The organism is Dyella sp. (assembly GCF_036384435.1).
In the GTDB taxonomy this organism is placed as follows: domain Bacteria; phylum Pseudomonadota; class Gammaproteobacteria; order Xanthomonadales; family Rhodanobacteraceae; genus GSA-30.
In genome coordinates this window covers 1-22,664 of record NZ_DASVMI010000187.1, presented here as the reverse complement: position 1 = coordinate 22,664, position 22,664 = coordinate 1, and the positions used below count along the sequence as shown (strand labels likewise).

21 protein-coding genes, 1 pseudogene and 1 riboswitch are annotated in these 22,664 nt (G+C 61.5%); of the genes and pseudogenes, 14 read left to right on the top strand and 8 right to left on the bottom strand.

Annotation, left to right across the window (positions count from 1 at the left end):
* Positions 1-92: 92 nt before the first annotated feature.
* The 4 genes from VF436_RS20060 (at position 93) to VF436_RS20045 (ending at position 3,944) form a co-directional block, all read left to right on the top strand.
* Entirely contained in the window at positions 93-314 is a 222-nt protein-coding gene (locus tag VF436_RS20060; RefSeq protein WP_330905825.1) for a four helix bundle protein, read from the top strand.
* A gap of 180 nt (positions 315-494) precedes the next feature.
* Positions 495-1,628: a molecular chaperone DnaJ gene (dnaJ, locus tag VF436_RS20055; RefSeq protein ID WP_330905824.1), complete on the top strand. Its 1,134-nt coding sequence runs from the start codon at positions 495-497 to the stop codon at positions 1,626-1,628.
* 224 nt (positions 1,629-1,852) lie between these two features.
* Positions 1,853-2,644, top strand: coding sequence for a 4-hydroxy-tetrahydrodipicolinate reductase (gene dapB / locus VF436_RS20050; protein ID WP_330905823.1), 792 nt, complete (start codon positions 1,853-1,855; stop codon positions 2,642-2,644).
* 48 nt (positions 2,645-2,692) lie between these two features.
* A riboswitch (yybP-ykoY riboswitch) is annotated at positions 2,693-2,848 on the top strand.
* An 85-nt stretch (positions 2,849-2,933) separates the two neighbouring features.
* Positions 2,934-3,944: a sodium:calcium antiporter gene (locus tag VF436_RS20045; protein WP_330905822.1), complete on the top strand. Its 1,011-nt coding sequence runs from the start codon at positions 2,934-2,936 to the stop codon at positions 3,942-3,944.
* A gap of 74 nt (positions 3,945-4,018) precedes the next feature.
* Here the strand turns inward: VF436_RS20045 and VF436_RS20040 are convergent, their stop codons facing one another.
* Genes VF436_RS20040 through VF436_RS20025 form a run of 4 tightly spaced genes read right to left on the bottom strand, consistent with a single transcriptional unit; the run spans position 4,019 to position 7,268 of the window.
* On the bottom strand, positions 4,019-4,378 hold the full coding sequence (locus VF436_RS20040) for a hypothetical protein (protein ID WP_330905821.1): 360 nt from the start codon (positions 4,376-4,378) through the stop codon (positions 4,019-4,021).
* The gene (locus VF436_RS20035) at positions 4,375-5,811 is read right to left on the bottom strand and encodes a radical SAM protein (RefSeq protein ID WP_330905820.1); all 1,437 of its coding nucleotides are present in this window, start codon (positions 5,809-5,811) and stop codon (positions 4,375-4,377) included. The genes VF436_RS20040 and VF436_RS20035 overlap by 4 nt, the downstream gene beginning before the upstream one ends.
* Positions 5,796-6,548: a prolipoprotein diacylglyceryl transferase gene (locus VF436_RS20030; protein WP_330905819.1), complete on the bottom strand. Its 753-nt coding sequence runs from the start codon at positions 6,546-6,548 to the stop codon at positions 5,796-5,798. Before VF436_RS20030 ends, VF436_RS20035 begins: the two co-directional genes overlap by 16 nt.
* Positions 6,549-6,572: 24 nt before the next feature.
* A complete protein-coding gene (locus tag VF436_RS20025; RefSeq protein WP_330905818.1) occupies positions 6,573-7,268 on the bottom strand; it encodes a 2OG-Fe(II) oxygenase in 696 nt (231 codons plus the stop codon).
* A gap of 207 nt (positions 7,269-7,475) precedes the next feature.
* On the opposite strand from VF436_RS20025, the gene carA reads away from it, so the two are divergent.
* From carA to greA, 3 genes are read left to right on the top strand one after another with little or no spacing between them, the layout of a single operon-like run.
* A complete protein-coding gene (gene carA, locus VF436_RS20020; RefSeq protein ID WP_330905817.1) occupies positions 7,476-8,603 on the top strand; it encodes a glutamine-hydrolyzing carbamoyl-phosphate synthase small subunit in 1,128 nt (375 codons plus the stop codon).
* 1 nt (position 8,604) lies between these two features.
* On the top strand, positions 8,605-11,832 hold the full coding sequence (gene carB, locus VF436_RS20015; protein ID WP_330905816.1) for a carbamoyl-phosphate synthase large subunit: 3,228 nt from the start codon (positions 8,605-8,607) through the stop codon (positions 11,830-11,832).
* Complete coding sequence (gene greA / locus VF436_RS20010; RefSeq protein ID WP_330905815.1) at positions 11,829-12,305, top strand: transcription elongation factor GreA; 477 nt, start codon at positions 11,829-11,831, stop codon at positions 12,303-12,305. The genes carB and greA overlap by 4 nt, the downstream gene beginning before the upstream one ends.
* Before the next feature lie 273 nt (positions 12,306-12,578).
* On the opposite strand, the gene ykgO is transcribed toward greA, so the two are convergent.
* The 4 genes from ykgO to VF436_RS19990 all read right to left on the bottom strand — a co-directional run bounded on the left by ykgO (position 12,579) and on the right by VF436_RS19990 (position 16,451).
* Positions 12,579-12,704 carry a type B 50S ribosomal protein L36 gene (gene ykgO, locus VF436_RS20005; RefSeq protein ID WP_008215056.1) on the bottom strand — a complete coding sequence of 42 codons (126 nt, stop codon included), beginning with the start codon at positions 12,702-12,704 and terminating at the stop codon, positions 12,579-12,581.
* Positions 12,705-12,776: 72 nt separating this feature from the next.
* Positions 12,777-13,688: a LysR family transcriptional regulator gene (locus tag VF436_RS20000; RefSeq protein ID WP_330905814.1), complete on the bottom strand. Its 912-nt coding sequence runs from the start codon at positions 13,686-13,688 to the stop codon at positions 12,777-12,779.
* Between the two features lie 296 nt (positions 13,689-13,984).
* Positions 13,985-16,003, bottom strand: coding sequence for an NADPH-dependent 2,4-dienoyl-CoA reductase (locus tag VF436_RS19995; RefSeq protein WP_330905813.1), 2,019 nt, complete (start codon positions 16,001-16,003; stop codon positions 13,985-13,987).
* 190 nt (positions 16,004-16,193) lie between these two features.
* Positions 16,194-16,451: an acyl-CoA-binding protein gene (locus VF436_RS19990; protein WP_330905812.1), complete on the bottom strand. Its 258-nt coding sequence runs from the start codon at positions 16,449-16,451 to the stop codon at positions 16,194-16,196.
* 106 nt (positions 16,452-16,557) lie between these two features.
* Between VF436_RS19990 and cmk the strand changes: the two genes are divergently transcribed.
* The 7 genes and pseudogenes from cmk to VF436_RS19955 form a co-directional block, all read left to right on the top strand.
* Positions 16,558-17,235: a (d)CMP kinase gene (gene cmk / locus VF436_RS19985; RefSeq protein ID WP_330905811.1), complete on the top strand. Its 678-nt coding sequence runs from the start codon at positions 16,558-16,560 to the stop codon at positions 17,233-17,235.
* A 169-nt stretch (positions 17,236-17,404) separates the two neighbouring features.
* Positions 17,405-19,078 (top strand): 30S ribosomal protein S1, encoded by a 1,674-nt coding sequence (gene rpsA, locus VF436_RS19980; protein ID WP_330905810.1) that lies wholly within the window; start codon positions 17,405-17,407, stop codon positions 19,076-19,078.
* A gap of 84 nt (positions 19,079-19,162) precedes the next feature.
* Positions 19,163-19,462, top strand: a complete 300-nt coding sequence (locus VF436_RS19975) for an integration host factor subunit beta (protein WP_330905809.1) — start codon at positions 19,163-19,165, stop codon at positions 19,460-19,462.
* A gap of 480 nt (positions 19,463-19,942) precedes the next feature.
* Positions 19,943-20,200 carry a lipopolysaccharide assembly protein LapA domain-containing protein gene (locus tag VF436_RS19970; RefSeq protein ID WP_330905808.1) on the top strand — a complete coding sequence of 86 codons (258 nt, stop codon included), beginning with the start codon at positions 19,943-19,945 and terminating at the stop codon, positions 20,198-20,200.
* On the top strand, positions 20,197-21,369 hold the full coding sequence (lapB, locus tag VF436_RS19965) for a lipopolysaccharide assembly protein LapB (protein WP_330905807.1): 1,173 nt from the start codon (positions 20,197-20,199) through the stop codon (positions 21,367-21,369). The genes VF436_RS19970 and lapB overlap by 4 nt, the downstream gene beginning before the upstream one ends.
* Entirely contained in the window at positions 21,309-22,403 is a 1,095-nt protein-coding gene (locus VF436_RS19960) for a glycosyltransferase family 4 protein (protein WP_330905806.1), read from the top strand. The genes lapB and VF436_RS19960 overlap by 61 nt, the downstream gene beginning before the upstream one ends.
* Positions 22,390-22,664, top strand: a pseudogene (locus tag VF436_RS19955) (polysaccharide biosynthesis protein); the annotation flags it as partial. The gene VF436_RS19960 and the pseudogene VF436_RS19955, both read left to right, overlap by 14 nt.

The window sequence follows — 22,664 nt, the reverse complement described above, 5'->3', positions numbered from 1 at the left end:
CTGTGGGCCCCGTCATGCTGTTAGGAGTTAGGTGTTAGGAGAATGGAGCATGTCGTGGTTGCACCACCCGCTTGCGGGTGTGGCGGGATGCCATGGTATTAGTGACCAGGCTTTATGAGGTCACGAATACGTTTCCAGAGTCGGAACGATTTGGCCTGACTTCGCAGATTCGAAGGGCGGCAATTAGCGTACCCTCCAATATCGCCGAAGGTGCGGGCCGAGGACGGGGAAGAGAGTTTGTACGATTTCTCCGTATTGCCAGAGGCTCTCTCTCTCTGAACTGGATACTCAACTCCGTATCGCCGAAAATCTAGGGTTTGTTCGATCCGCAGAATCATTGCTGGAACAAATGGATCGATTGCAAGCCTCGCTTGGTTCACTCATCAAGATTCAACAGACACACATTGCGCCATGACTTACCTTGCTCTTACTCCTAATCCCTCACAGGCGGCGCAGCCGCCGGCCTCACAGGCCGCAGGCCGGCCTCACGTGCTATGAGTAAGCGCGACTACTACGAAGTCCTCGGCGTCGAACGCACGGTCACCGAGGTCGAGCTGAAAAAGTCGTTTCGTCGCCTGGCGATGAAGTACCACCCTGATCGTTGTCCGGACGATCCGCAGGCGCAGGAGAAGTTCAAGGAGGCCAAGGAGGCCTACGAAGTGCTGGCCGATGCGCAGAAGCGCCAAATGTACGATCAGTACGGTCACGCTGCCTTCGAGGGTGGCATGGGCGGTGGTCGTGGCGCGGGTGGCGGCTTTGGCGACATGGGCGATATTTTCGGGGATATCTTTGGCGATATCTTCGGCATGGGTGGCGGTGGCCGAGGGCGTTCGCGCCGTGGTTCGGACTTGCGCTACATCATGGAGCTGGATCTGGAAGAAGCGGTCTTCGGCATCGAAAAGAAGATCGACGTGCCAACCCAGGTCAATTGCCACCATTGCAACGGCACCGGTTCGGAAGATGGCAAAGTCGTGCAGTGCAAAACCTGCCACGGCCATGGCCGGGTGCGTATGCAGAACGGCATCTTCTCGATCCAGCAGGCGTGCCCGCATTGTGGTGGCAGTGGCCAGGCGATCGAGAAGCCGTGCAAGCCGTGCCGTGGCGAAGGCCGCCTGGAGGAGACGCGGACCTTATCCGTGCGTATTCCGGCTGGCGTCGACAATGGCGATCGAATTCGCCTGACCGGGCAGGGTGAAGCCGGCCCGGCTGGTGGCGAAGCAGGCGACCTGTATGTAGAGATGCGCGTGCGTGAGCACGACATTTTCCAGCGCGAAGGCAACGACCTGCACTGTGAAGTGCCGATCCGCTTTGCCCAGGCAGCGCTGGGCGCCGAACTGCAGGTGCCTACGCTCGAGGGCGAAGTGCCGATCACGATTCCGCCGGAAACGCAGACCGGTCAGCAGTTTCGTCTGCGCGGGCGAGGCGTGAAGTCGGTACGCAGCGGACGCGCGGGCGATCTGATTTGCCGGGTGGTGGTGGAGACGCCGGTGCGCCTTACCAAGGAGCAGCGCGACCTGCTTGAACAGCTCGAAGCGACGTTCCGGGACGGCGATGCGCACAAGCACATGCCGCGTGAGAAATCCTGGATGGATGGCGTCAAGCAATTCTGGTCGCGAGTCACCTCGTGAGCGCCATGGCCTTCGGAGGCCATGCTCGCTGACGCACTTCAGTCGCGATGCAAGTCGCGACTGAAGTCACGGCTTGGAGGTTTTAAAGCCCCAATCTGCGACTGGATCGCAGATTGCATCGCGACTGAAGTCGCGCCTGCGTGGGGTGTCTCCGCGTTGAGGGCGGGGTTGGGGTGAAGGGGGTTCTTGCCCTAGGATCGCAGCTTTCACCGGGAATTTTCGCCATGCCGTCACCCTTCCGCATCGCCATCAATGGCGCCACTGGCCGCATGGGAAAGTCGCTGCTGGCGCTGGTGCGCGATGACGAGCGTTTCGACCTGCGTGCGGCGATAAGTTCATCGCGTCATGCAGGAGAAGCCGTTTTCGCCAGTGAATCTTCGCTCGTTTTCAGCGATGGCTGGCCGGTTGACCGGCTTTTTGATGTGGTGATCGATTTCAGTGGCCCGGCAGGCCTGGGGGCTGCGCTCGATTATTGTGAACACCATGGCGTGCCGCTTGTCACCGGCACCACCGGCATCGATACGAAACTGGCCGCGCGCCTTAGTACGGCATCGATCGCCGTGCTCCACGCCACCAATTTCAGTCTCGGCGTTGCCGTGCTTACGCGCTTGTTGCGCCAGGCGTCGGCGGCCTTGCGCGAATGGGACCTGGAAATCGTCGAGGCGCATCACAATCGCAAGGAAGACGCCCCTTCCGGTACCGCTTTGTCGTTGGGTGAGGCCGCTGCCCAGGCGCGTGGAGGTTCGTTGGCGGACGATGCCGTCTTCACACGTGAAGGGCGTACCGGCCCACGCAAGAGCGGCACGATCGGTTTTGCCGTGGTTCGTGGCGGCGATATCGTCGGTGAGCACACGGCCATGCTGATCGGGCAGGGCGAGCGTGTGGAACTGGGGCATCGAGCGACCGATCGCTCGATTTTTGCCCGTGGTGCGATCGAAGCCGCACATTGGCTGGCAGGTAAGACACCCGGGCAATACAGCCTCGACGCCATGCTTGCTGAACGCAGCGGCGGCTGATCAGGGACGGCAAGCTTGCGCAAGCCGGTGAGCGCGTTTACCATCGCGCCCGTTGTCATTGGGGAGTAGCCATCCTCACTCCCGGAAAGCCGCGGGGCTTTCCCATCAAGAGGAATCCACGTCAACAGACTTGAAGCCGTAAGGCTCCATGGCGTGGATGGTTCGCACTCTCGTCACTTCGAGAGTGCCGTGCCCGGCGAGACCTTTGGCCACGACGTGCTCACCTTTTGCCGGGCGAGCGGCGTCGTTGCGCCAATGGTTATCGTGCTCGCCCGGCCAAGGATATTTCATGCTCATCGCGTTGCTGTTCCTGCTATCAGCCGGTGCGATCTATCTCGCCTGCGAGTATTTCGTCAATGGTGTCGAATGGTTCGGGCAGAAGCTCAACCTTGGCGCGACCGCGACCGGTACGGTGCTGGCTGCGTTCGGCACGGCACTACCCGAGAGTGCGGTGACATTCGTGGCGGTGATCTTCGGACGCACGCCCGAGCAGCGTGACATCGGTGTGGGTGCTGCACTCGGCGGCCCTCTGGTTCTGGCGACCATTGCTTATGCGGTTGTCGGTCTGGCGTTGTGGAGCAATCGTCGCCGCTTGCAGCGCCAGGATCACCTGGTAAGGGTCAATCACGCGCGCCTTGCGCGTGACCAATCCTGGTTTCTGGGCATATTCGTGGTCAAGTGCGGCCTGGGCCTGGTGGCCTTTGCGATCAAGCCCTGGCTTGGCGTGCTATTTCTGCTGGCGTATGGCCTGTATGTGTGGCGAGAACTCAAGCATGCCGACGATGCCCCTGGTGACGAGGAAGCACTGGAGCCATTGAAGTTCCAGCCGCGCAACGCGAACCCGGCCATGGCCATGGTGGCCCTTCAGACGCTGCTGGCTTTAGTGGTCATCGCCATCGCGTCGCATACGTTCGTCAAGCAAATCGAGGCCATTGGCGAACTGTTCCAGTTGTCGCCGCATCTGGTGGCCCTGGTGCTTAGTCCGGTGGCCACGGAGTTGCCGGAAACGCTCAATGCCTTGATCTGGGTGCGGCAAGGCAAGGAGCGTCTGGCGCTGGCCAATATTTCCGGTGCCATGATGATCCAGGCGACCATCCCCAGTTCACTGGCGCTATTTGCCACGCCCTGGTTGTTCGATGCACCGTTGATGGTTGCCGGCGTGTTGACCGGTGTAGCGGTCATCTACCTTTGGTGGCTGTTCCGTCGCGGACGGGTCGATGGGCGTCTGCTATTGCCGGTGGGGCTGCTCTATGGTGTTTTCGCCGGCTATGTAGCGTGGCATTTCGCAACCGCGGCGTAACATGGAACTACGCAGGCACCCGATCCGGGCGCCTGCCGGTCATGTATCGGCAAACGTCCCCGGCAGGCCTGGCATCAAACGTGGATGCCGCCCTGCATCATGACCAGTCCGAAGCAGGCAGCGATCAGTAGCACGATGACGGCTACCACCGAGGCCAGGCCCAGCAGCAGGCCTTTGCCGGTGCGCTTGACGCCGCGGTTGATCAGCACGATGCCAAGCACAGCCACGGCCAATGGCGGCAGGAACCAGGCGTAGAAGAAGCCCGGTATGGCTGTGCCCACGCCCATCGTAGCGGCCAGTCCCAGGATCATGATGAGCCAGGCCAGCGCAATGCCCTTGCCGGTGGAGCCTTCGTGCCGGCTGCGTTCCCGTTCGATGGATGGCTCTTCGGTCGCCGGCGCGCGATAGGGGTCGTGGGGTTGTTCGTCGGTCACGGAGCGTCCTCCTCAATGGCGCGCTGGCGGTCGAGCTGGTCGCGCAGCAGGGCAAGTCGCTGCGCTTTGTCGTCGCGATAGAACAGGTTGAATGTGTCGAACGGAATCATCCGGCCGTCCGGCTGGGCGATGTGTACGCATGACTTCTTTACGGCACGCAAGTCGAAGCTGTAGGCATCGATGAATTGCATGATCAACACACGAAATACGTTGCGATAAGTCAGGTCAGCGGGCGCCTGAACTTGGGGCAGGCAGCACAGCAGATCGGAGAGCGAACAAGCCTGCGATTCGGGTGAATGATTGGTGGCGAACAGTTCGAACACATGCGCGCGCAGTGCTTCATCGCGCTCCACGACAATGGTGTTGCGTCCCTTGCTGACCAGCGTTTCGGGCGAGACGAAGCGCGTCAGCGGCACCACCTGGTCGCCCATCTTCAGGGCGTAGGCCATGCCCAGGCAATCGGGATTGCACGGCACCGGGATCAGGTCGTCGGGCTGGAAAACCGGGCTTTGCTCAAGGATACGCCGGCGTACCTCGCTCAAGGTGAGCCGGTTGTGTTCGGCATCATAGCCTTCCAGGCGTCCGGCGGCCTGGATGGGCTGAAAGGTGACGCCTCGCACGCATGGTTGGGTCAGGGCAAAGTCGATGATCTGGCCAAGCTCATCGTCGTTGAGGCCTTTCTTGACCGTCACCACCAGCGTGGTGGAGATGTCGTACTTGTTCAGGTGCTCAAGCGCCTTGAGGCGAATGTCGCGCAATCGTGCGCCGCGCAGGTCCTTGTGCACTTCGTCGCGAAGTGAATCGAATTGCAGGTATAGCTCGAAACCCGGCTGATATTCGGCCAGACGCGCGGCAAATTCAGGCTCCTTGGCAATGCGCAGGCCATTGGTATTGACCATCAGGTGACGGATGGGGCGCCGTCGTGCCGCGTCCAGGATGGCGAAAAAATCAGGGTGCAGCGTCGGTTCGCCGCCAGAAATCTGCACTACGTCCGGTTCGCCCTCGTTGGCTACCACGGCATCGAGCATACGCTCGACGGTCGCCAGGTCGCGAAAGCCGGGGCGGTGCGGCCCACTCTCGGCGTAGCAGATCGGGCAGCGCAGATTGCAGTGGTCGGTGATTTCCACCAGCGTGAGGCAGGAGTGCTGCATGTGTTCCGGGCACAGGCCGCAGTCGTAGGGGCAGCCATAATGCTGAGGCGTATTGAACAGTCTCGGCATTTCCGGTGGCTTGATGTACACCTCGCGGCACTGACGATAATACGCCGCATCGTCGGCGATGAGCACGCGCTCGCGTCCGTGCAGCGGGCACCATTTTTCCAGATAGACGCGTTCGTCCTTGATGAGGATTTTTGCTTCGACACGCCGCAGGCAACTGCTACAGATCGATACGGCGCTGTCATAGAACAAATACGGCCTTACCTTGGCTCCCATGTGCTGCTTCTTCCCCTGAGCATGATGCGCGCGATGCGCGGCAGGTCCCGATAGTAGTAGAGCAATCCGGCCACGCACAGTAGCTGCAAACCGGACAGATGTCCCGGATAGGCATAGAAGATCGGCTTGATCCATTCCACCAGCAGGCGAAAACCCAGGTAGCCGATCATGAAAGCACGAAAGCGGTCTCCCGGTTCGGTGAAATCGTGGCGGCGTGCATGGATCCATGCGTATTGCAGCAGCAGGAAGGCAATTTCGTAGAGCTGGGTGGGATGGCGACGAATGCCATCGCCGAAATCCATGCCCCAGGGCAACGATGTGGCCACGCCATACGTATGATCCTCGATCCCGGCCAGGTAGCAGCCGACGCGGCCGATGCACATGCCTATGGTGAGCGGCAACACGAAGGCGTCGCCCGTGGACTGCTTTACGCCTGCGATCTTCTTGCTCAGCTCTACACCGAGCAATCCGCCGAGCAGCGCACCAATGATTGACTTGCCTTCGAGCAGGTGGCGCCAATCCGGGAAATTCTGGAATGCGGTGAGTGGATCGTCGAACCAGAACGATAGCTTGGCGCCAAGCGCGGCCCCGACGATCGCGCCCACGCCGACCCAGGCAACTTGATCTTCATCGGTGAACGACGCCGGTGCCAGGCGCTTGCGTGTCCACAGAAACGTGCGAAAGCCGACCGCATAGGCCAGCATTTCACACAGCGTATGGATGGCGACCGGGCTCACCGCAGGGGTGCCGGGCGCGATGACTCAGTCGCGGTGAGCCGCATTGCGATCGCGATCGGCGCCGAGCTTGCGGTCGAGCGAGCCGAAAATCTTCTTGAAGGCGCGGGAGAATTTGCCGCGCTTGGTCTTGCGCAGTTTCTCTTCTTCGCTGGTGAGCCAGGCCACCTGGATCACGCGGCGCTCGCCTTCAAACGGGAGGTGTCCGTGGAACGAGTTGTCGCAACGCTTGAACACGGCGAACTCGCCATAAAGCGGGGTGAGTTCCGGTGCTACCACGTCGTCAATGTCGTCGATCTTGCTCAGGAAGCGCAGGCAGCCATCGCTGGTGTCCGGCCATTGCGTGTTGAGATAGAGCAGGGCCGTGGCGACCTTGGATTTGCTGTCGGTATGGATGGTGCCGTGGCGCTTGTTGAGCGAGCGGCACAGGGTGACCAATGTTGGATACTGGCCAAGGTTGTCGATGCCCAGGCGGCGGCCGATGGCATTGGCGAACTCGGGGGTGGTCAGGTTTTGGACCAGCGTGTTCACCGTGGGACCGCAGTCGCTGGCGTCATAGGGGAAAAAGCCGGCGCTGGCATATCGAGGAAAGTCGCGGTCGATATCCGGCCGGGCTTCATCTGGCAACTGGCCATGGGCAATCATGAACGGGAAGGGCTCCAGCCGAATATCCGTGTCCGGGCGGTCAAGGCGGGCAGGATCGAACAATACGGCGGCGTTCATGGCGGCTTTCTCCTTCGGGACGCGTTAGTGTAGCTCTGAGCCGCGTTTTGCAAGAGCTTTGCCGTTAACGCGTTCACGCTCCATCCGGTGGACAGGAAGGCCGTCTGGGCCTATCATTTCAACCCGCCCAAGATTCCTCCCGACCCAAGGTCCACAAGCCAGCTTGAGTGCGGCTTGCGGGCTTTGCTGCACCTAAAGGCGGCCTCCATGCCAACTCTCGCTTTGCTTGCCCTCGAAGATGGCAGCCTGTTCCACAGTCACGCCGTGGGAGCCACCGGTGAAACCGTTGGTGAAGTGGTTTTCAACACGGCGATGACCGGCTACCAGGAGATCCTCACCGATCCTTCCTATGCCCGCCAGATCGTCACCCTCACGTATCCGCACATCGGCAACACCGGCATAAACCCGGTCGATGCCGAGTCCGGTTCGGTCCATGCCGCAGGGCTGATCGTGCGCGACGTACCACGCCTGGCCAGCAACTGGCGCAGCACGATGAGCCTGCCCGAATACCTCAATACGCATGGTATCGTGGCCATTGCCGGCATCGATACGCGCCGCCTGACCCGTATCCTGCGTGACAAGGGTGCCTTGAACGGGTGCATCGTCGCCGGCCCGAACATCGATGCCGAGGCGGCCTTGGCCAAGGCGCGCGCCTTTCCTGGCCTCAATGGCATGGATCTGGCCAAGGTGGTCAGCGTCGACAAGCCCTACGGTTGGAACGAGGGCGTCTATGAGCTCGATGACACCCGTTTCAATCAGCCGTCCAAACGCTTCAAGGTCGTGGCCTACGACTACGGCGTGAAGACCAACATCCTGCGCCTGCTGGCGGAGCAGGGCTGCGACATCACCGTGGTGCCGGCCCAGACCCCGGCCGGCGAGGTGCTGGCCATGAAGCCCGATGGCGTATTCCTTTCCAACGGTCCTGGCGACCCGGCCGCTTGCGATTACGCAGTAGAGGCCGCCCGGGCCTTCCTGGATGCGCGCATCCCGCTGTTCGGCATCTGCCTGGGCCACCAGATCATGGGCCTGGCCGTGGGCGCCAAGACTCTGAAGATGAAGTTCGGTCACCACGGCGCCAACCACCCGGTCAAGGACCTGGATGATGGCCGGGTTCTGATCACCTCGCAGAACCATGGCTTCGCGGTGGATCCGGCCACATTGCCGGCCAATGTCCGTGTGACCCACACCTCGCTGTTCGATGGCTCATTGCAGGGCTTTGCACTCACCGACCGTCCGGCATTCTGTTTCCAGGGGCATCCGGAGGCGAGTCCGGGGCCGCACGATATTGGCTACCTCTTTGATCGTTTTTCCAAGCTGATGCAGGAGGCCCGCTGAGATGGCCAAGCGTACCGATATCAAGAGCATCCTCATCATCGGCGCCGGCCCGATCGTCATCGGTCAGGCGTGCGAGTTCGATTATTCCGGCGCGCAGGCCTGCAAGGCGCTGAAGGAAGAGGGTTACCGGGTCATCCTGGTCAATTCCAATCCCGCCACGATCATGACTGATCCGGAAACCGCCGATGCGGTCTACATCGAGCCGATTAACTGGCAGACGGTCGAACGCATCATCGCCAAGGAGCGCCCGGATGCGGTGCTGCCGACCATGGGCGGCCAGACTGGTCTCAATTGCGCCTTGGACCTGGCCGACAACGGTGTGCTGGAGAAGTACGACGTCGAATTGATCGGCGCTTCGCGCGAAGCCATCCGCATGGCCGAGGATCGCGAGTTGTTCCGCGTGGCCATGTCCGAGATCGGACTGGAATGCCCCAAGGCCGCAGTCGCCCGCAGTTTTGAGCAAGCGGTTGAAATCCAGGCCCGGGTCGGCTTCCCGACCATCATCCGTCCGAGCTTCACGCTCGGTGGTTCGGGGGGCGGCATTGCCTACAACGTTGAAGAGTTCGAAGAGATCGTCAAACGCGGCCTGGAGCTCTCGCCGGTGCACGAAGTACTGGTCGAGGAGTCCGTGCTTGGCTGGAAGGAATTCGAGATGGAGGTGGTCCGTGACAAGGCGGACAACTGCATCATCGTGTGCTCGATCGAGAACCTCGATCCGATGGGCGTGCATACCGGTGACTCGATTACCGTCGCGCCGGCGCAGACGCTTACCGACAAGGAATACCAGCGCCTGCGCAATGCGTCCATCGCGGTGCTGCGCAAGATCGGCGTCGATACCGGCGGCTCCAACGTGCAGTTCGGCATCAATGCCGAGACCGGGCGCGTAGTGGTCATCGAGATGAATCCGCGTGTATCGCGTTCTTCCGCGCTGGCCTCCAAGGCCACCGGCTTCCCGATCGCCAAGATCGCGGCCAAGCTCGCCGTGGGCTACACGCTGGATGAACTGAAGAACGACATCACCGGCGGCCTGACCCCGGCCTCGTTCGAGCCGAGCATCGACTACGTCGTCACCAAGATTCCGCGCTTTGCCTTCGAGAAATTCCCTTCGGCGGACGCACGACTGACCACGCAGATGAAATCGGTGGGCGAGGTCATGGCGATGGGTCGTACGTTCCACGAATCGCTGCAAAAGGCCCTGCGTGGCCTCGAGATCGGCAAGACAGGCCTCAATCCCACCGGCCTGGACCTGACCACCGATGATGGCCTGGCCGTCCTCAAGCGCGAACTGCGCGAGCCACGTCCGGACCGCGTGTTCCATCTGGCCGATGCGTTTCGTGCGGGCCTTTCGCTGGAGGAAGTGCACGAACTGAGCCATGTCGATCCGTGGTTCCTGGCGGCCTTCGAGGACATCGTGCTGGAGGAGGCCATGGTCACCGCGCATGGCATCAGCAAGCTCGATGCCGTACGCATGCGTGAACTCAAGCGCCTGGGTTTCTCCGATGCGCGCCTGGCCGAATTGATCGGTACCGACGAGGCTGCCGTGCGCCATCTGCGGCATACACTGGGCGTTCGCCCGGTGTACAAGCGCGTGGACTCCTGTGCCGCCGAATTTGCCACCACCACGGCGTACATGTATTCCACGTACGAGGAAGAGTGCGAAGCGCAGCCGACCCAGCGCGACAAGATCATCGTGCTCGGCGGTGGCCCGAACCGTATCGGCCAGGGCATCGAGTTCGACTATTGCTGCGTGCATGCGGCATTGGCCCTGCGCGAAGACGGGTTCGAGACCATCATGGTCAATTGCAACCCGGAAACGGTCTCCACCGATTACGACACATCCGATCGGTTGTACTTCGAGCCGCTGACGCTGGAAGACGTGCTGGAAATCGTGGCGCTGGAAAAGCCCAAGGGCGTGATCGTGCAGTATGGTGGGCAGACGCCGCTGAAGCTGGCGCGCGCGCTGGAAGCGGCCGGTGCGCCGATCATCGGCACGTCGCCCGATTCGATCGACCTGGCTGAGGACCGTGAGCGCTTCCAGAAGATGATCGAGAAGATCGGCCTGAAGCAGCCGCCGAACCGCACAGCACGCAACGCCGACGAGGCGATGGTGCTGGCGCGTGAAATTGGTTATCCGCTGGTGGTACGACCGAGCTATGTGCTGGGCGGCCGCGCGATGGAAATCGTCTACGCCGACGCGGATCTGGCACGCTACATCCGTGATGCCGTGCAGGTATCCAACGATTCGCCGGTGCTGCTGGATCGCTTCCTCGATCACGCGGTCGAGGTAGACGTGGACATCATTGCCGACAAGGACGGCAACGTGTTGGTCGGCGGCATCATGGAGCACATCGAAGAGGCCGGTGTGCACTCGGGCGACTCCTCATGCTCGCTGCCCCCGTATTCGCTCACGGCCGAAGTCCAGGACGAACTGCGCCGCCAGGTTGCGCTGATGGCCAAGGAGCTCAAAGTCGTCGGCCTGATGAACACCCAGTTCGCCATCCAGGGCGACACCGTATTCATTCTGGAAGTGAATCCGCGTGCTTCGCGTACCGTACCGTTCGTATCCAAGGCCACGGGCGTTTCGCTGGCCAAGATCGCTGCGCGTGCCATGGCAGGGCGCTCGCTGGTCGAGCAGGACGCTACCCGTGAAGTGATCCCGGAATACTTCTCGGTCAAGGAAGCCATCTTCCCGTTCCTGAAGTTCCAGAATGTCGATCCCATCCTGGGCCCTGAAATGCGCTCCACGGGTGAGGTGATGGGCGTGGGTCGCACGTTTGGTGCAGCCTTCGCGCGTGGTCACGATGCCGCCGGCATCAAGACGCCACCCCAGGGCAAGATATTCATGTCGGTGCGCGATGCCGACAAGGATCGCCTGTTGCCTGTGGCCAAGGACGCCATCTCGCGCGGATATACCATCGTGGCAACCGCCGGTACGGCCAATTTCCTGGCCGAGCATGGGGTGGTCTGCGAGCGCATCAACAAGGTGCTCGAAGGCCGGCCGCACGTCGTGGACCTTATCAAGAACGGCGAAATCGTTTATATCGTCAACACGACCGAGGGCAAGCAGGCCATCTCCGATTCGTTCTCGATTCGTCGCGAAGCCCTGCAGCATCGCGTTACCTATTCCACCACTGTGGCAGGCGCTCGTGCGCTGGTGCACTCGCTGGATTTCCACGGTGCCGGCGAAGTGAATAGCCTGCAAGAGTTGCACAAGGAGTTGAAAGCATGAGTCGTGCTCCCATCACAAAGATCGGTTCGGAGCGCCTGCGTGGCGAACTGGAGCGCCTGAAGTCGGTTGACCGCCCCAAGATCATTGCTGCGATTGCCGAGGCTCGCGCGCACGGTGATTTGAAGGAAAATGCCGAATATCACGCGGCGAGGGAGCAGCAAAGCTTCACCGAGGGGCGTATCGCCGAGCTGGAAGGTGCGCTGTCCAATTCCGAAGTCATCGACGTGTCGCGCCTGTCTGCCGGCACGCGTGTGGTGTTTGGAGCCACAGTGGATCTGGAAGACGAGGACAGTGGCGAAGCGGTGACCTATCAGATCGTGGGTGATCTGGAAGCGGACATCAAGATGCGCCTGATTGCGGTGTCATCGCCCATTGCACGTGCATTGATCGGCAAGAGCGAAGGTGACAGCTTCGAGTTCCGGGCACCCAATGGCGTGAAGCATTACGAGATCACGGGGGTTCGCTACGAGTGACCCGTCTCAGGGTAAAGTCGAGCTAGGTGAGCCCTGTAAGTTCGCTCGCTGCACGAGTTTGAAAGGTTCGGCCTGCGCCTCTGTAAAGAGGGGCAGGCGAGATCAAAGGCAGCGGCCGGCGCCCTTTGTTTTTACTAAGGAGCGCCAGCGACTGACTTTATAGGCGGCTGGGCTGTCCACCTTGCGGTAGGCATGGCGAAAGACCAGCTCGGCAACTTTGCCCATAAAAAAGCCGCCATCAGGCGGCTTTTTTACAACTCGAAGCGCGGGAAATCAGCGCTGGCGAGCCTTGAAACGCGGGTTGCTCTTGCAGATCACGAACACCTTGCCGCGACGGCGCACAACCTTGCAGTCACGGTGCCGCTGCTTGGCGGACTTCAAAGAGGAAAGCACCTTCACGGCCAGCTCCTGGAACAGATAGTAGGGAAAGACAAAAACTGAGCCCGCGATTGTAACTGGTTGAATCGCCAGTCACAAGCCCACGGATACCTTGGATTCATCGACAGTGGACAGGAACTTGTTCAGCACGGGGGAAGGGTCGTCGCGACGAGTGGCCACGGCCAGCAACATCGTCGCGTCCGGATCATCCAGTTGCACGTAGCACACCCCGGCCAAGCCCACAGCACGCATCGAGGCCGGGACCAGAGCCAGGCCCATACCTGCGGCGACGAGCACCAGCAACCCGTTGATCTGCTGGGCATGCTGGCGAATCTTGGGGTGGAAGTCGGCCGTCATCGCCAACTGGACCAGGCGATCGTAAAGCGTGGCGGCCAGTTCGCGTGGCTGCGCAACGAACCATTCGCGCGAGACCTCATGCAGGCTCACGCTCTGCCGGTCGGCCAGGTGGTGGCCGGCAGGCAACGCCAGCACCAGGGGTTCTCGATCAATCACTTCCAATTGCAACGCTTCGCGATCGCTCTCGTGCTTGGGCTCATCACGTACGAAGCCAACGTCGATCTGGTTGGTCAGCAAGGCGGCGAACTGGGGCTCGGTATACATCTCGCTGAGGGCCACGCGGACGCTTGGGGCGACATCGCGATAGCGGAGCAGAGCATGAGGAAGGGACGGGTGGAATGTCACCGACACCGTATAGGCCAGGCGCAGCAATCCGGTAAAACCGGCTGCGGCCTCGGCGACCTGCACGCGCGCCTCATCAGATTTGGCCAGAATCTGGCGAGCCTGTTCCAGGAATACCCGCCCGGGTTCGGTCAGTGCCACATTGCGCTTGTCGCGATTGAACAAAAGCACACCCAGATCACGTTCAAGCGCTTGAATCTGTTGCGACAATGGCGGCTGTGAAAGATGCAGCCGCTGAGCGGCCCGGCTGAAGCTCAGCTCTTCGGCCACCGCGATGAAGTAACGCAATTGGCGAAAATCAAACATACGCAACCCCGAGGCGCCAGCGCCCGATGCGGTGGTGCGTATTATCTTATATGAGAACCCGATAAGTGCCGCGCGAAATATATATTTGCGCGGTTACTGGATCGATCCTAATCTACGCACCGTCCCGCCGCCATCCCCTCCCCCCAGGCGGCGGAGACCTCAGCCCCGCAGGCGACGCGCTATCCCCACGATATCCGGTCTCTCCCCCCCGAACCGATATCGTTGCGTCGCCTGGCGGGGCGATTCTTTTGTGGCTTTCGCATCTTCCTGCCCCTGAATCTTCCCGGCCCGGGCCTTTACAAGCTGGCAGCCAGGCGGGTGCCTTGGTCGATGGCGCGCTTGGCGTCAAGCTCTGCAGCCACGTCAGCACCACCGATGATGTGAACCTTGATGCCGGCTGCCGTGAGCTCATCGGCCAGCTGGCGATTCGGCTCCTGGCCGGCACAGACGATGACATGGTCCACCGGCAATACCTGGCTCTTGCCATCGGCGCTTATATGCAGGCCGTCCGCGTCCAGGCGGTCGTAGCTGATACCACCGAGCATGGTCACTTGCTTGGCCTTTAGCGTCGCGCGATGAACCCAGCCGGTTGTCTTGTTCAGGCGCGCGCCAGGGCGGCCCGGGCTGCGTTGCAGCAGCCAGATCTGTCGCGAGGGAGCTTCCGGTTCCGGTTTGGCCAGACCGCCTCGGGTGTCCAGGTGGGGATCGATGCCCCATTCACGCGTCCAGCGCGCGATATCGGTGGAAGGCGAGGGGGACGGTTCGACCAGGAATTCGGCCACATCGAAGCCGATACCTCCCGCGCCGATGATGGCCACTCGCCTGCCAACCGCCGCGTCGTGGGCCAGCACGTCGATGTAGCTGAGCACTCGCGGGTCTTCCGATCCGGGGAATTGCACCTTGCGTGGCGTGATGCCGGTGGCGACGACCACTTCATCGAATTGGCCCGCCTTGAGGCTCGAAGCGTCGGCGCGCGTGCCCAACCTCAGCTCCACGCCCAGGTCATCGAGACGATGACGAAAATAGCGCAGTGTCTCCTCGAACTCTTCCTTGCCTGGAATTCGCTTGGCGTAGTTGAACTGGCCGCCGATACGCGTGTCCTGGTCGATCAGGGTCACCGCGTGGCCGCGCTCGGCCAGCGTGGCGGCGCTGGCCATGCCCGATGGCCCAGCCCCAATCACCGCGATGCGCTTTTTCACGGTCGTCGGCAGAATCTTCAATTCGGTCTCATGGCAGGCGCGCGGGTTGACCATGCAACTGGCGCGGCGCTGCTGGAATACGTGGTCCAGGCAAGCCTGGTTGCAGGCAATGCAGGTATTGATGCGATCGCTCTTTCCTGCTTGCGCCTTGCGTGCCCATTGCGGATCGGCCAGTAGCGGTCGTGCCATCGAGACCATGTCCGCCTCACCCGAGGCGAGGATCTTCTCGGCCACCTCGGGCATGTTGATGCGATTGGTGGTGATGAGGGGAATGGCGACCTCGCCCTTGAGCTTGGCGGTTACCCAGGCAAAGCCCGCGCGTGGCACGCTGGTGACGATAGTCGGGATGCGTGCCTCGTGCCAGCCGATACCTGTATTGATGATGCTTGCGCCGGCTTTTTCCACGCCCTTGGCGAGCGTTACGATCTCGTTCCAGTCCTGGCCACCTTCGACCAGGTCGAGCATCGACAATCGGTAGATGATGATGAAATCCTTGCCGACGGCTTCGCGCGTGCGTTCGACCACCTCCAGCGCAAAGCGCATGCGGCGCGCAGCATCCCCGCCATATTTGTCGCTTCGGCGGTTGCTACGTTCGGCCAGGAACTGGTTGATCAGGTAACCCTCCGAGCCCATCACCTCGACGCCGTCATAACCGGCTTCCCGGGCCAGCTGCGCGCATCGGGCGAAATCGCGCACGGTGCGTTCCACGCCGCCGGTAGAAAGCGCGCGGGGAGTAAAAGGGGTGATCGGCGACTTGATCTTCGAGGGCGCTACCGACAACGGATGGTAGCCATAACGTCCCGCATGCAGGATCTGCATGCAGATATGGCCGCCTTCGTCGTGTACCGCTCGCGTCACCTTGCGGTGCCGGGCCACGTGCCAGGGCATGGTCAGGCGCCCGCCCATGGGCTTGAGCCAGCCCTGGATGCTAGGCGCGATGCCACCGGTGACCATCAGGCCGACGCCACCGCGGGCACGCTCGGCAAAATATTCGGCCAGCTTGTCGAAATCAGCCGTCTTGTCCTCCAGCCCGGTATGCATGGAGCCCATCAGGATGCGATTGGGCAAGGTCACATGGCCCAGATCAAGTGGGGCGAACAGGTGCGGGTAGGACATGGATGGCGGCAGCTCATTCAAACGATTGTATGAATGTGCCGGAAGCGTGCATGCCGCGCAAGGGGATGGGTTGCGAGGGCGCAACATTGCCCGAGTCAAGAATAACGCCGTGTCGTGTCGGCGCTTACGGTATGGCGGGGCTGTAATAGCGAGCCATGCGCCCTCGTCACCTATCCTTGAACGCCATCACCTAGCTCAACAACTCGCGAACCAGTTCGATATAGCGCCGGCGCGCTTCTTCACCGCTGGTGCCGCGCAGCTTGGCCCAGGCCTCGTACTTGGCAGTGCCGATGAAATCGAAGAAGCCCGGCTGCTGACCATGGACGTCGCCCTCCGAGCCCTGTTTGTAGAGGGCGTAAAGCTTGAGCAAGGTGTCGTTGTCCGGTCTCTCTCCGAGTTTCTGGATGTCTTCGGCAGCCTGCTCGAACTCGGGGCGCAGATCGGTCATAGGGCGGATACTTTGAAAGCTGGCGGAAAGGTGCGCGGCTTGATAACACGCCCCGAACGGCGGGTCAACGCGATATCATGGTTCGTTTATCCAGATCGGAGCCGCCATGAACCCTGCCAACGTCCCCGTACTTACCATTGATGGGCCGTCGGGTTCGGGCAAGGGCACCATCAGCCGGCTGGTCGCCGAACAGCTCGGCTGGCGCCTGCTCGATTCCGGGGCGCTGTATCGGGCGGTCGGTTACGCGGCTGGTGCCGCTGGGCTTGACCTGTCCGACGAAGAGGCGATCACCCGCTGCGCGCAGACCACCAGAATCCAGTTCCGTGCGGCCGCCGATGGCGGCGAGACCCATGTGTTCGTCAACGGCCATGACGCGACCGACGAGCTGCGCACTGAAACCGCTGGGGCTGCCGCCTCGGCCATTGCATCGGTGCCCTCGGTTCGCCATGCCCTGGTGGCCATGCAGCTCGGCTTCCGAAAGGCACCTGGCCTGGTCGCCGATGGGCGTGACATGGGGACGGTGATCTTCCCGGATGCCCCGTTCAAGGTGTTCCTCACTGCGAGCTCGGCCGAACGCGCGAAAAGACGCTATAAGCAGTTGAAGGAAAAGGGGCTGAGCGTTACACTAGCAACCCTTCAGCGCGAAATTGAAGCGCGTGACGCCCGCGATGCATCCAGGGCCGTTGCGCCGCTCAAGCCAGCCGAAGATGCCGTATTGATCGATACAACCGGTATAGGCATCGGAGATGTGGTCGCGAAAGTACTCGCCGTCGTGCAGCGTTGAGGCTGACGATGGCTATTGGTGCTCCATGTCGCGGCATGGAGTTGTGGTCAACGGTGTACGACGGTAGCCAATCCGGAAGACACCCATAACCGGTGGGCCGGTCCTCCAGCGCAGACACTTCCGACGGTGCGCGAGAGGCGTGCGGCCTTTTCTCATTTCTGGAATCAACATGACTGAAAGTTTTGCCGAGCTGTTTGAACAGAGCCAACAGGCTATCTCCAAGCTGAAGCCGGGCGCGATCGTCACGGGTATCGTTGTGGAAATCCGCAACGACGTCGTCGTGATCAACGCTGGTCTCAAGAGCGAAGGCATCGTCCCGATCGAGCAGTTCAAGGACGAGAACGGAGAGCTGGAAGTGCAGGTGGGCGACGAGGTGAAGGTTGCCCTCGACGCGCTGGAAGACGGTTTCGGCGAGACCAAGCTCTCCCGTGAGAAGGCCAAGCGTTCGATGGTGTGGGACGACCTCGAGCAGGCGTTCGACAAGGAAGAGACCATCACTGGCAAGATCTCCGGTAAGGTCAAGGGCGGTTTCACCGTCGACATCAAGGATGTCCGCGCATTCCTGCCGGGCTCGCTGGTCGACGTGCGTCCGGTCCGCGATCCGGTTTACCTGGAAGGCAAGGACCTCGAGTTCAAGATCATCAAGCTCGACCGCAAGCGCAACAACGTGGTGGTCAGCCGCCGCGCCGTCGTCGAGACCGAGTTCTCCGAGGAGCGCGAGAAGCTGCTGGAGCGCCTGACCGAGGGCGCCGTGGTCAAGGGTACGGTCAAGAACCTCACCGATTACGGTGCGTTCGTGGACCTGGGCGGCATCGACGGCCTGCTGCACATCACGGACATGGCGTGGAAGCGTGTGCGCCACCCGTCCGAAGTGGTCAGCGTCGGCGAAGAGCTGGAAGTTCGCGTGCTCAAGTACGACCGCGAGCGCAACCGCGTGTCGCTGGGTCGCAAGCAGCTGGGTGACGATCCGTGGGTCGCCATCGCCCGCCGCTACCCGGTCGGCAGCCGCCTGTTCGGCAAGGTCTCCAACGTCACCGATTACGGTTGCTTCGTTGAGATCGAGCCGGGCGTCGAAGGCCTGGTCCACGTTTCCGAAATGGATTGGACCAACAAGAACGTCAATCCGGCCAAGGTCGTGCAGGTTGGCGACGAGACCGAAGTGATGGTGCTGGACGTGGATGAAGAGCGTCGTCGCATCTCGCTGGGTATCAAGCAGACCCGCTCGAACCCGTGGGAAGCCTTCGCCGCTATGCACAAGAAGGGCGACAAGGTGTCCGGTCAGATCAAATCGATCACCGACTTCGGCATCTTCATCGGCCTGGACGGCGGCATCGATGGTCTGGTCCACCTGTCGGATATCTCCTGGCAAGCCTCGGGTGAAGACCTGGTGCGCAACTTCAAGAAGGGCGAAGAGATCGAAGCGGTCGTGCTGGCCGTCGATCCGGAGCGCGAGCGCATCTCCCTGGGCATCAAGCAGATGGAGCAGGATCCGTTTGGTCAGTTCATGGCCACTCATCCGCGTGGCACCATCGTCAACGGCACGGTGAGGGAAGTCGACGCCAAGGGTGCGACGATCGACCTGGGCGAAGGCATCGAAGGTTACCTGCGTGCCAGCGACATCGCCAAGGAGCGCATCGACGACGCCACGCAGCACCTGAAGGTAGGCGATAAGGTCGAAGCCAAGTTCACCGGCATGGATCGCAAGGGTCGTCAGCTGCAGCTGTCGATCCGTGCGAAGGACGAAGAAGAGCTGCAAGATGTCATGGCTGAGTACTCGTCCGCCAGCGGCGGTACGACCAAGCTCGGTGCATTGCTGAAAGAGCAGCTGAACAAGGCCGACTAATTCTCGGTCTTGGGTTGGGGCGGCGCTATGCGCGCCGCCCCGACTCGCTAGTCGTTGTTTTCATGTCACGGACATTGGGGACCCATGACCAAATCCGAATTGATCGAAGCGCTGGCTCGGCGCCAGACCCATCTTGCGTTCGGCGATGTCGAGCTCGCGGTCAAAAGCGTGATCGAGCAGATGAGCCATGCCTTGGCTCACGGCGAGAGAATCGAGGTACGCGGCTTCGGCAGCTTTGCGCTGCATTACCGGCCGCCGCGTATGGGTCGTAATCCCAAGACGGGCGACGCCGTGGCGTTGCCAGGCAAGCATGTACCGCACTTCAAGCCGGGCAAGGAATTGCGCGAGCGTGTGAACATGATGCTGGAGCAGATCGAGGCTTAAGGCCTGGCCTCAAACTTTAGACTTTGTAGTTTCTTGAAACGGTCGGCTCTTGCCGGCCGTTTTTTTGTCCCGCCGCCTGCAAGAGCGACGTAGGAGCGAGCGACTTCAGGCGCGATGCAAGTCGCGACCTCGATCGCGGCTTGGAGGTTTCAGAGCCCCCTCCGCGACTGAATCGCGGAAGGCTTCGCGCTTGAAATCACTCCTGCCAGGCGACTTACATCGCCATGCGGCTTATCGCCGGCCGTGGATCGCCGGATGGTTTGCGGTTTGGGCGCTCGGGGCATGTAAACGATTTCCTGCGGCCGGGCCTCCTGGCCCCAGGGATGCGCCCGGCCGCATTCGACGCCAACCGAGCCAGCGCAAAAAAGCCGCAACCCAAACCGGCCAAACTCGCACTTACTACGCACAATCGCCAGTCGCTCCGATAACCACTTCGCGCGTGCCTTCAACACATGCCCTGCAATCAGTTAAAGTCCACCGATGCGACTTCTCGCCATACTGATACTTATTGCCTTCATCGCCCTGGGCGTCATCGTGGGTGCGCTCAACGCCGATCTGGTCTCCTACGACCTGGCGTTCGCGCATTTGTCCCTGCCCAAAGGGGCGGCGCTGCTGGTCATGCTTGTGCTGGGCTGGTTGCTTGGCGGCCTGACCGCATGGCTGGGCGTCAGCAGCAAGCATCGCCGCTTGCGTCGGAGCGAACGCAAGGCCGCCAAGGGGCAAGCGGTCACTCCATGACAGGGCTTTACGTGCTTGCCTTGCTGGTGCCTGTGGCCTTTGCCAGCGGCTGGTGGAGCGCGCGTCGATCCGGCGCACGTCGATCCGGGGCCCAGGTCAGTGAGCTTTCTTCCGACTATTTTCGCGGCTTGAACTACCTGCTCAACGAAGAGCAGGACAAGGCGATCGAAGTCTTCCTGCGACTGGCCGAATACAATCGCGACACGGTGGAAACCCACCTCGCGCTGGGTAACCTGTTTCGTCGTCGTGGCGAAGTTGATCGCGCCATCCGGCTGCATCAGCATCTGGTGTCGCGGCCGGGTCTGTCTGACGCGATGAAAACAGTGGCCTTGCTGGAACTGGGTGAGGATTACATGCGTGCGGGCCTGCTGGACCGTGCCGAAACCCTGTTTTCCGATCTGGTCGCTATGGATGCGCATGCGCCTTCGGCCCTGCGTCATCTCATTGCGATCTACCAGCACGAGCGCGATTGGCATAAGGCCATTGAGCATGCGCGCCGGCTGGAGGCAATGATCGGTGAGGACGAGTCCGGCATGATCGCGCAGTTTTATTGCGAGCTTGCCGAGCAATCACGCCAGCATGGCGCACGTCAGGAGGCGCGTGATTATCTGGCCCAAGCCTTTGCCAGCCAACCGGAAAGCGTGCGCGCTTTCATGTTGACCGGACGATTATTCGCCGATGAGGGCGAGCATGCCAAGGCCGTGGATGTCTACGAGCAAGCGGTCGAAGCGGACATCGCCTTCGTGCCGGAAATCCTGCCGCCCCTGCTAAACAGCTACGCGCGTTCGCAACAGATGGAGCGGGCCGAGCGATTCCTGCGCGACATTCTCGCGCGTTACCACGGCATTTCGCCGGTGCTCGCGCTGACCCGGCTGTACCAGCAGCGTGATGGGGAGCGCACAGCCATCGATTTCCTTACCTCGCAGTTGCGCCAACGACCCTCAGTACGGGGCCTGATGGCGCTCATTGACGCCACGATGGACAAGATCGACGGCGAGGCCCGGGAAAACTTCCTGATCTTGCGCGATCTCACCAAGAAGTTGCTTGAGGGGCAGGCGATGTACCGTTGCAGCCGCTGCGGGTTCGGTGCCAAGGCGCACCACTGGCAGTGCCCGAGTTGCAAGGGCTGGAGCACCATCCGGCCGATCCACGGCGTGGCCAACGAGTGACGGCGATGCAGTCCGGTGCCTGGGGACTTATCGCGCTGGCGGTGGTCTCGTCCGCCGTGCTCGTGCGTGGCGCAATAGCTTATGCGCATCGCCGTGGCATGCTCGACCAGCCCGGCCAACGGCGTTCCCACACCATACCCACGCCGCGTGGTGGCGGCATTGGCCTGGTCATGGCCGCCGTGATCAGCATGCCGCTAGCACTGGCCTGGCCACCTTCGCCCTGGTCTGTGCCCGTAGCAGGGGTACTGGCGTTGGCGATCGTGATGGTCGCCGGGGTGGGCTGGTGGGACGATCATCGATCGCTGCCGATCCTTCCCAGGCTGGGTGTTCAGCTTTTAGCCAGCGCCTGGCTGGCCGGCGCAATAATTTTCGATGGCGGCCTGTCCTGGCTGTGGCTGCCGTTGCTCATGCTGGCTGGTGCCTGGAGCATCAACCTGCATAACTTCATGGACGGCATTGATGGCCTGTTGGCCCAGCAAGCCATTTTCGTCGGCACGGGGCTTGCGATTCTTGCCTTGGCCGCTGGCCAGCCGTCGCTCGCGGCCGCGTCCGGATGCATGGCGGGCGCCGCCTTGGGATTCTGGTTCTTCAACCGTCCTCGCGCTCGTATTTTCATGGGGGACGTGGGCAGTGGTACGGTCGGCCTCATGATTTTTGCGATTTCGCTCATGCTGTGGCGCACCGAAACGGCCTTGGTCTGGCCTGCCTTGACCTTGAGTTCATCTTTCGTCGTGGATGCTGGGCTTACTCTCCTGAGCCGGATGTTGCGAGGCAGACGCTGGTATACGGCGCATCGTGAACATTTGTATCAATGGCTGGTTCGCAGCGGGTTTTCGCATGCTACAGGGGGCATGGGTTACCTGCTCTGGAACGTAATCATCGCGGCACCGATGGCATGTGCGGCCTGGGTCTGGCCCCGGTTCGCATTCATCGATTGCGTGGCCGTCTACCTTGCTGCGGGTGCAGCATGGGTGTTAATCAAGCAACAACGCCTGCGGCGCGTTTCGTACAAGGTCCGACATGTCGTTACGTAAATGGATTGGCGTCATCCACCCTCGCTCGGCGGTCGTGCTGCACGACCTGCTGATGGCGGCGCTGGCTTGGTGGATCGCCAAGATGCTTCGTTATGACCTGGTCAACGACGGGGCTTATACGTTTCATTCGCTCGAATTTCCCCTGGTGCTGCTGGTGCAGGCGGCTGTCCTGAGTTGGACGGGCCTTTATCGAGGGGTTTGGCGCTTCGCCAGCTTGCCCGACCTGTGGAACATCCTGCGTGCCACGGTCATCGGCGCCCT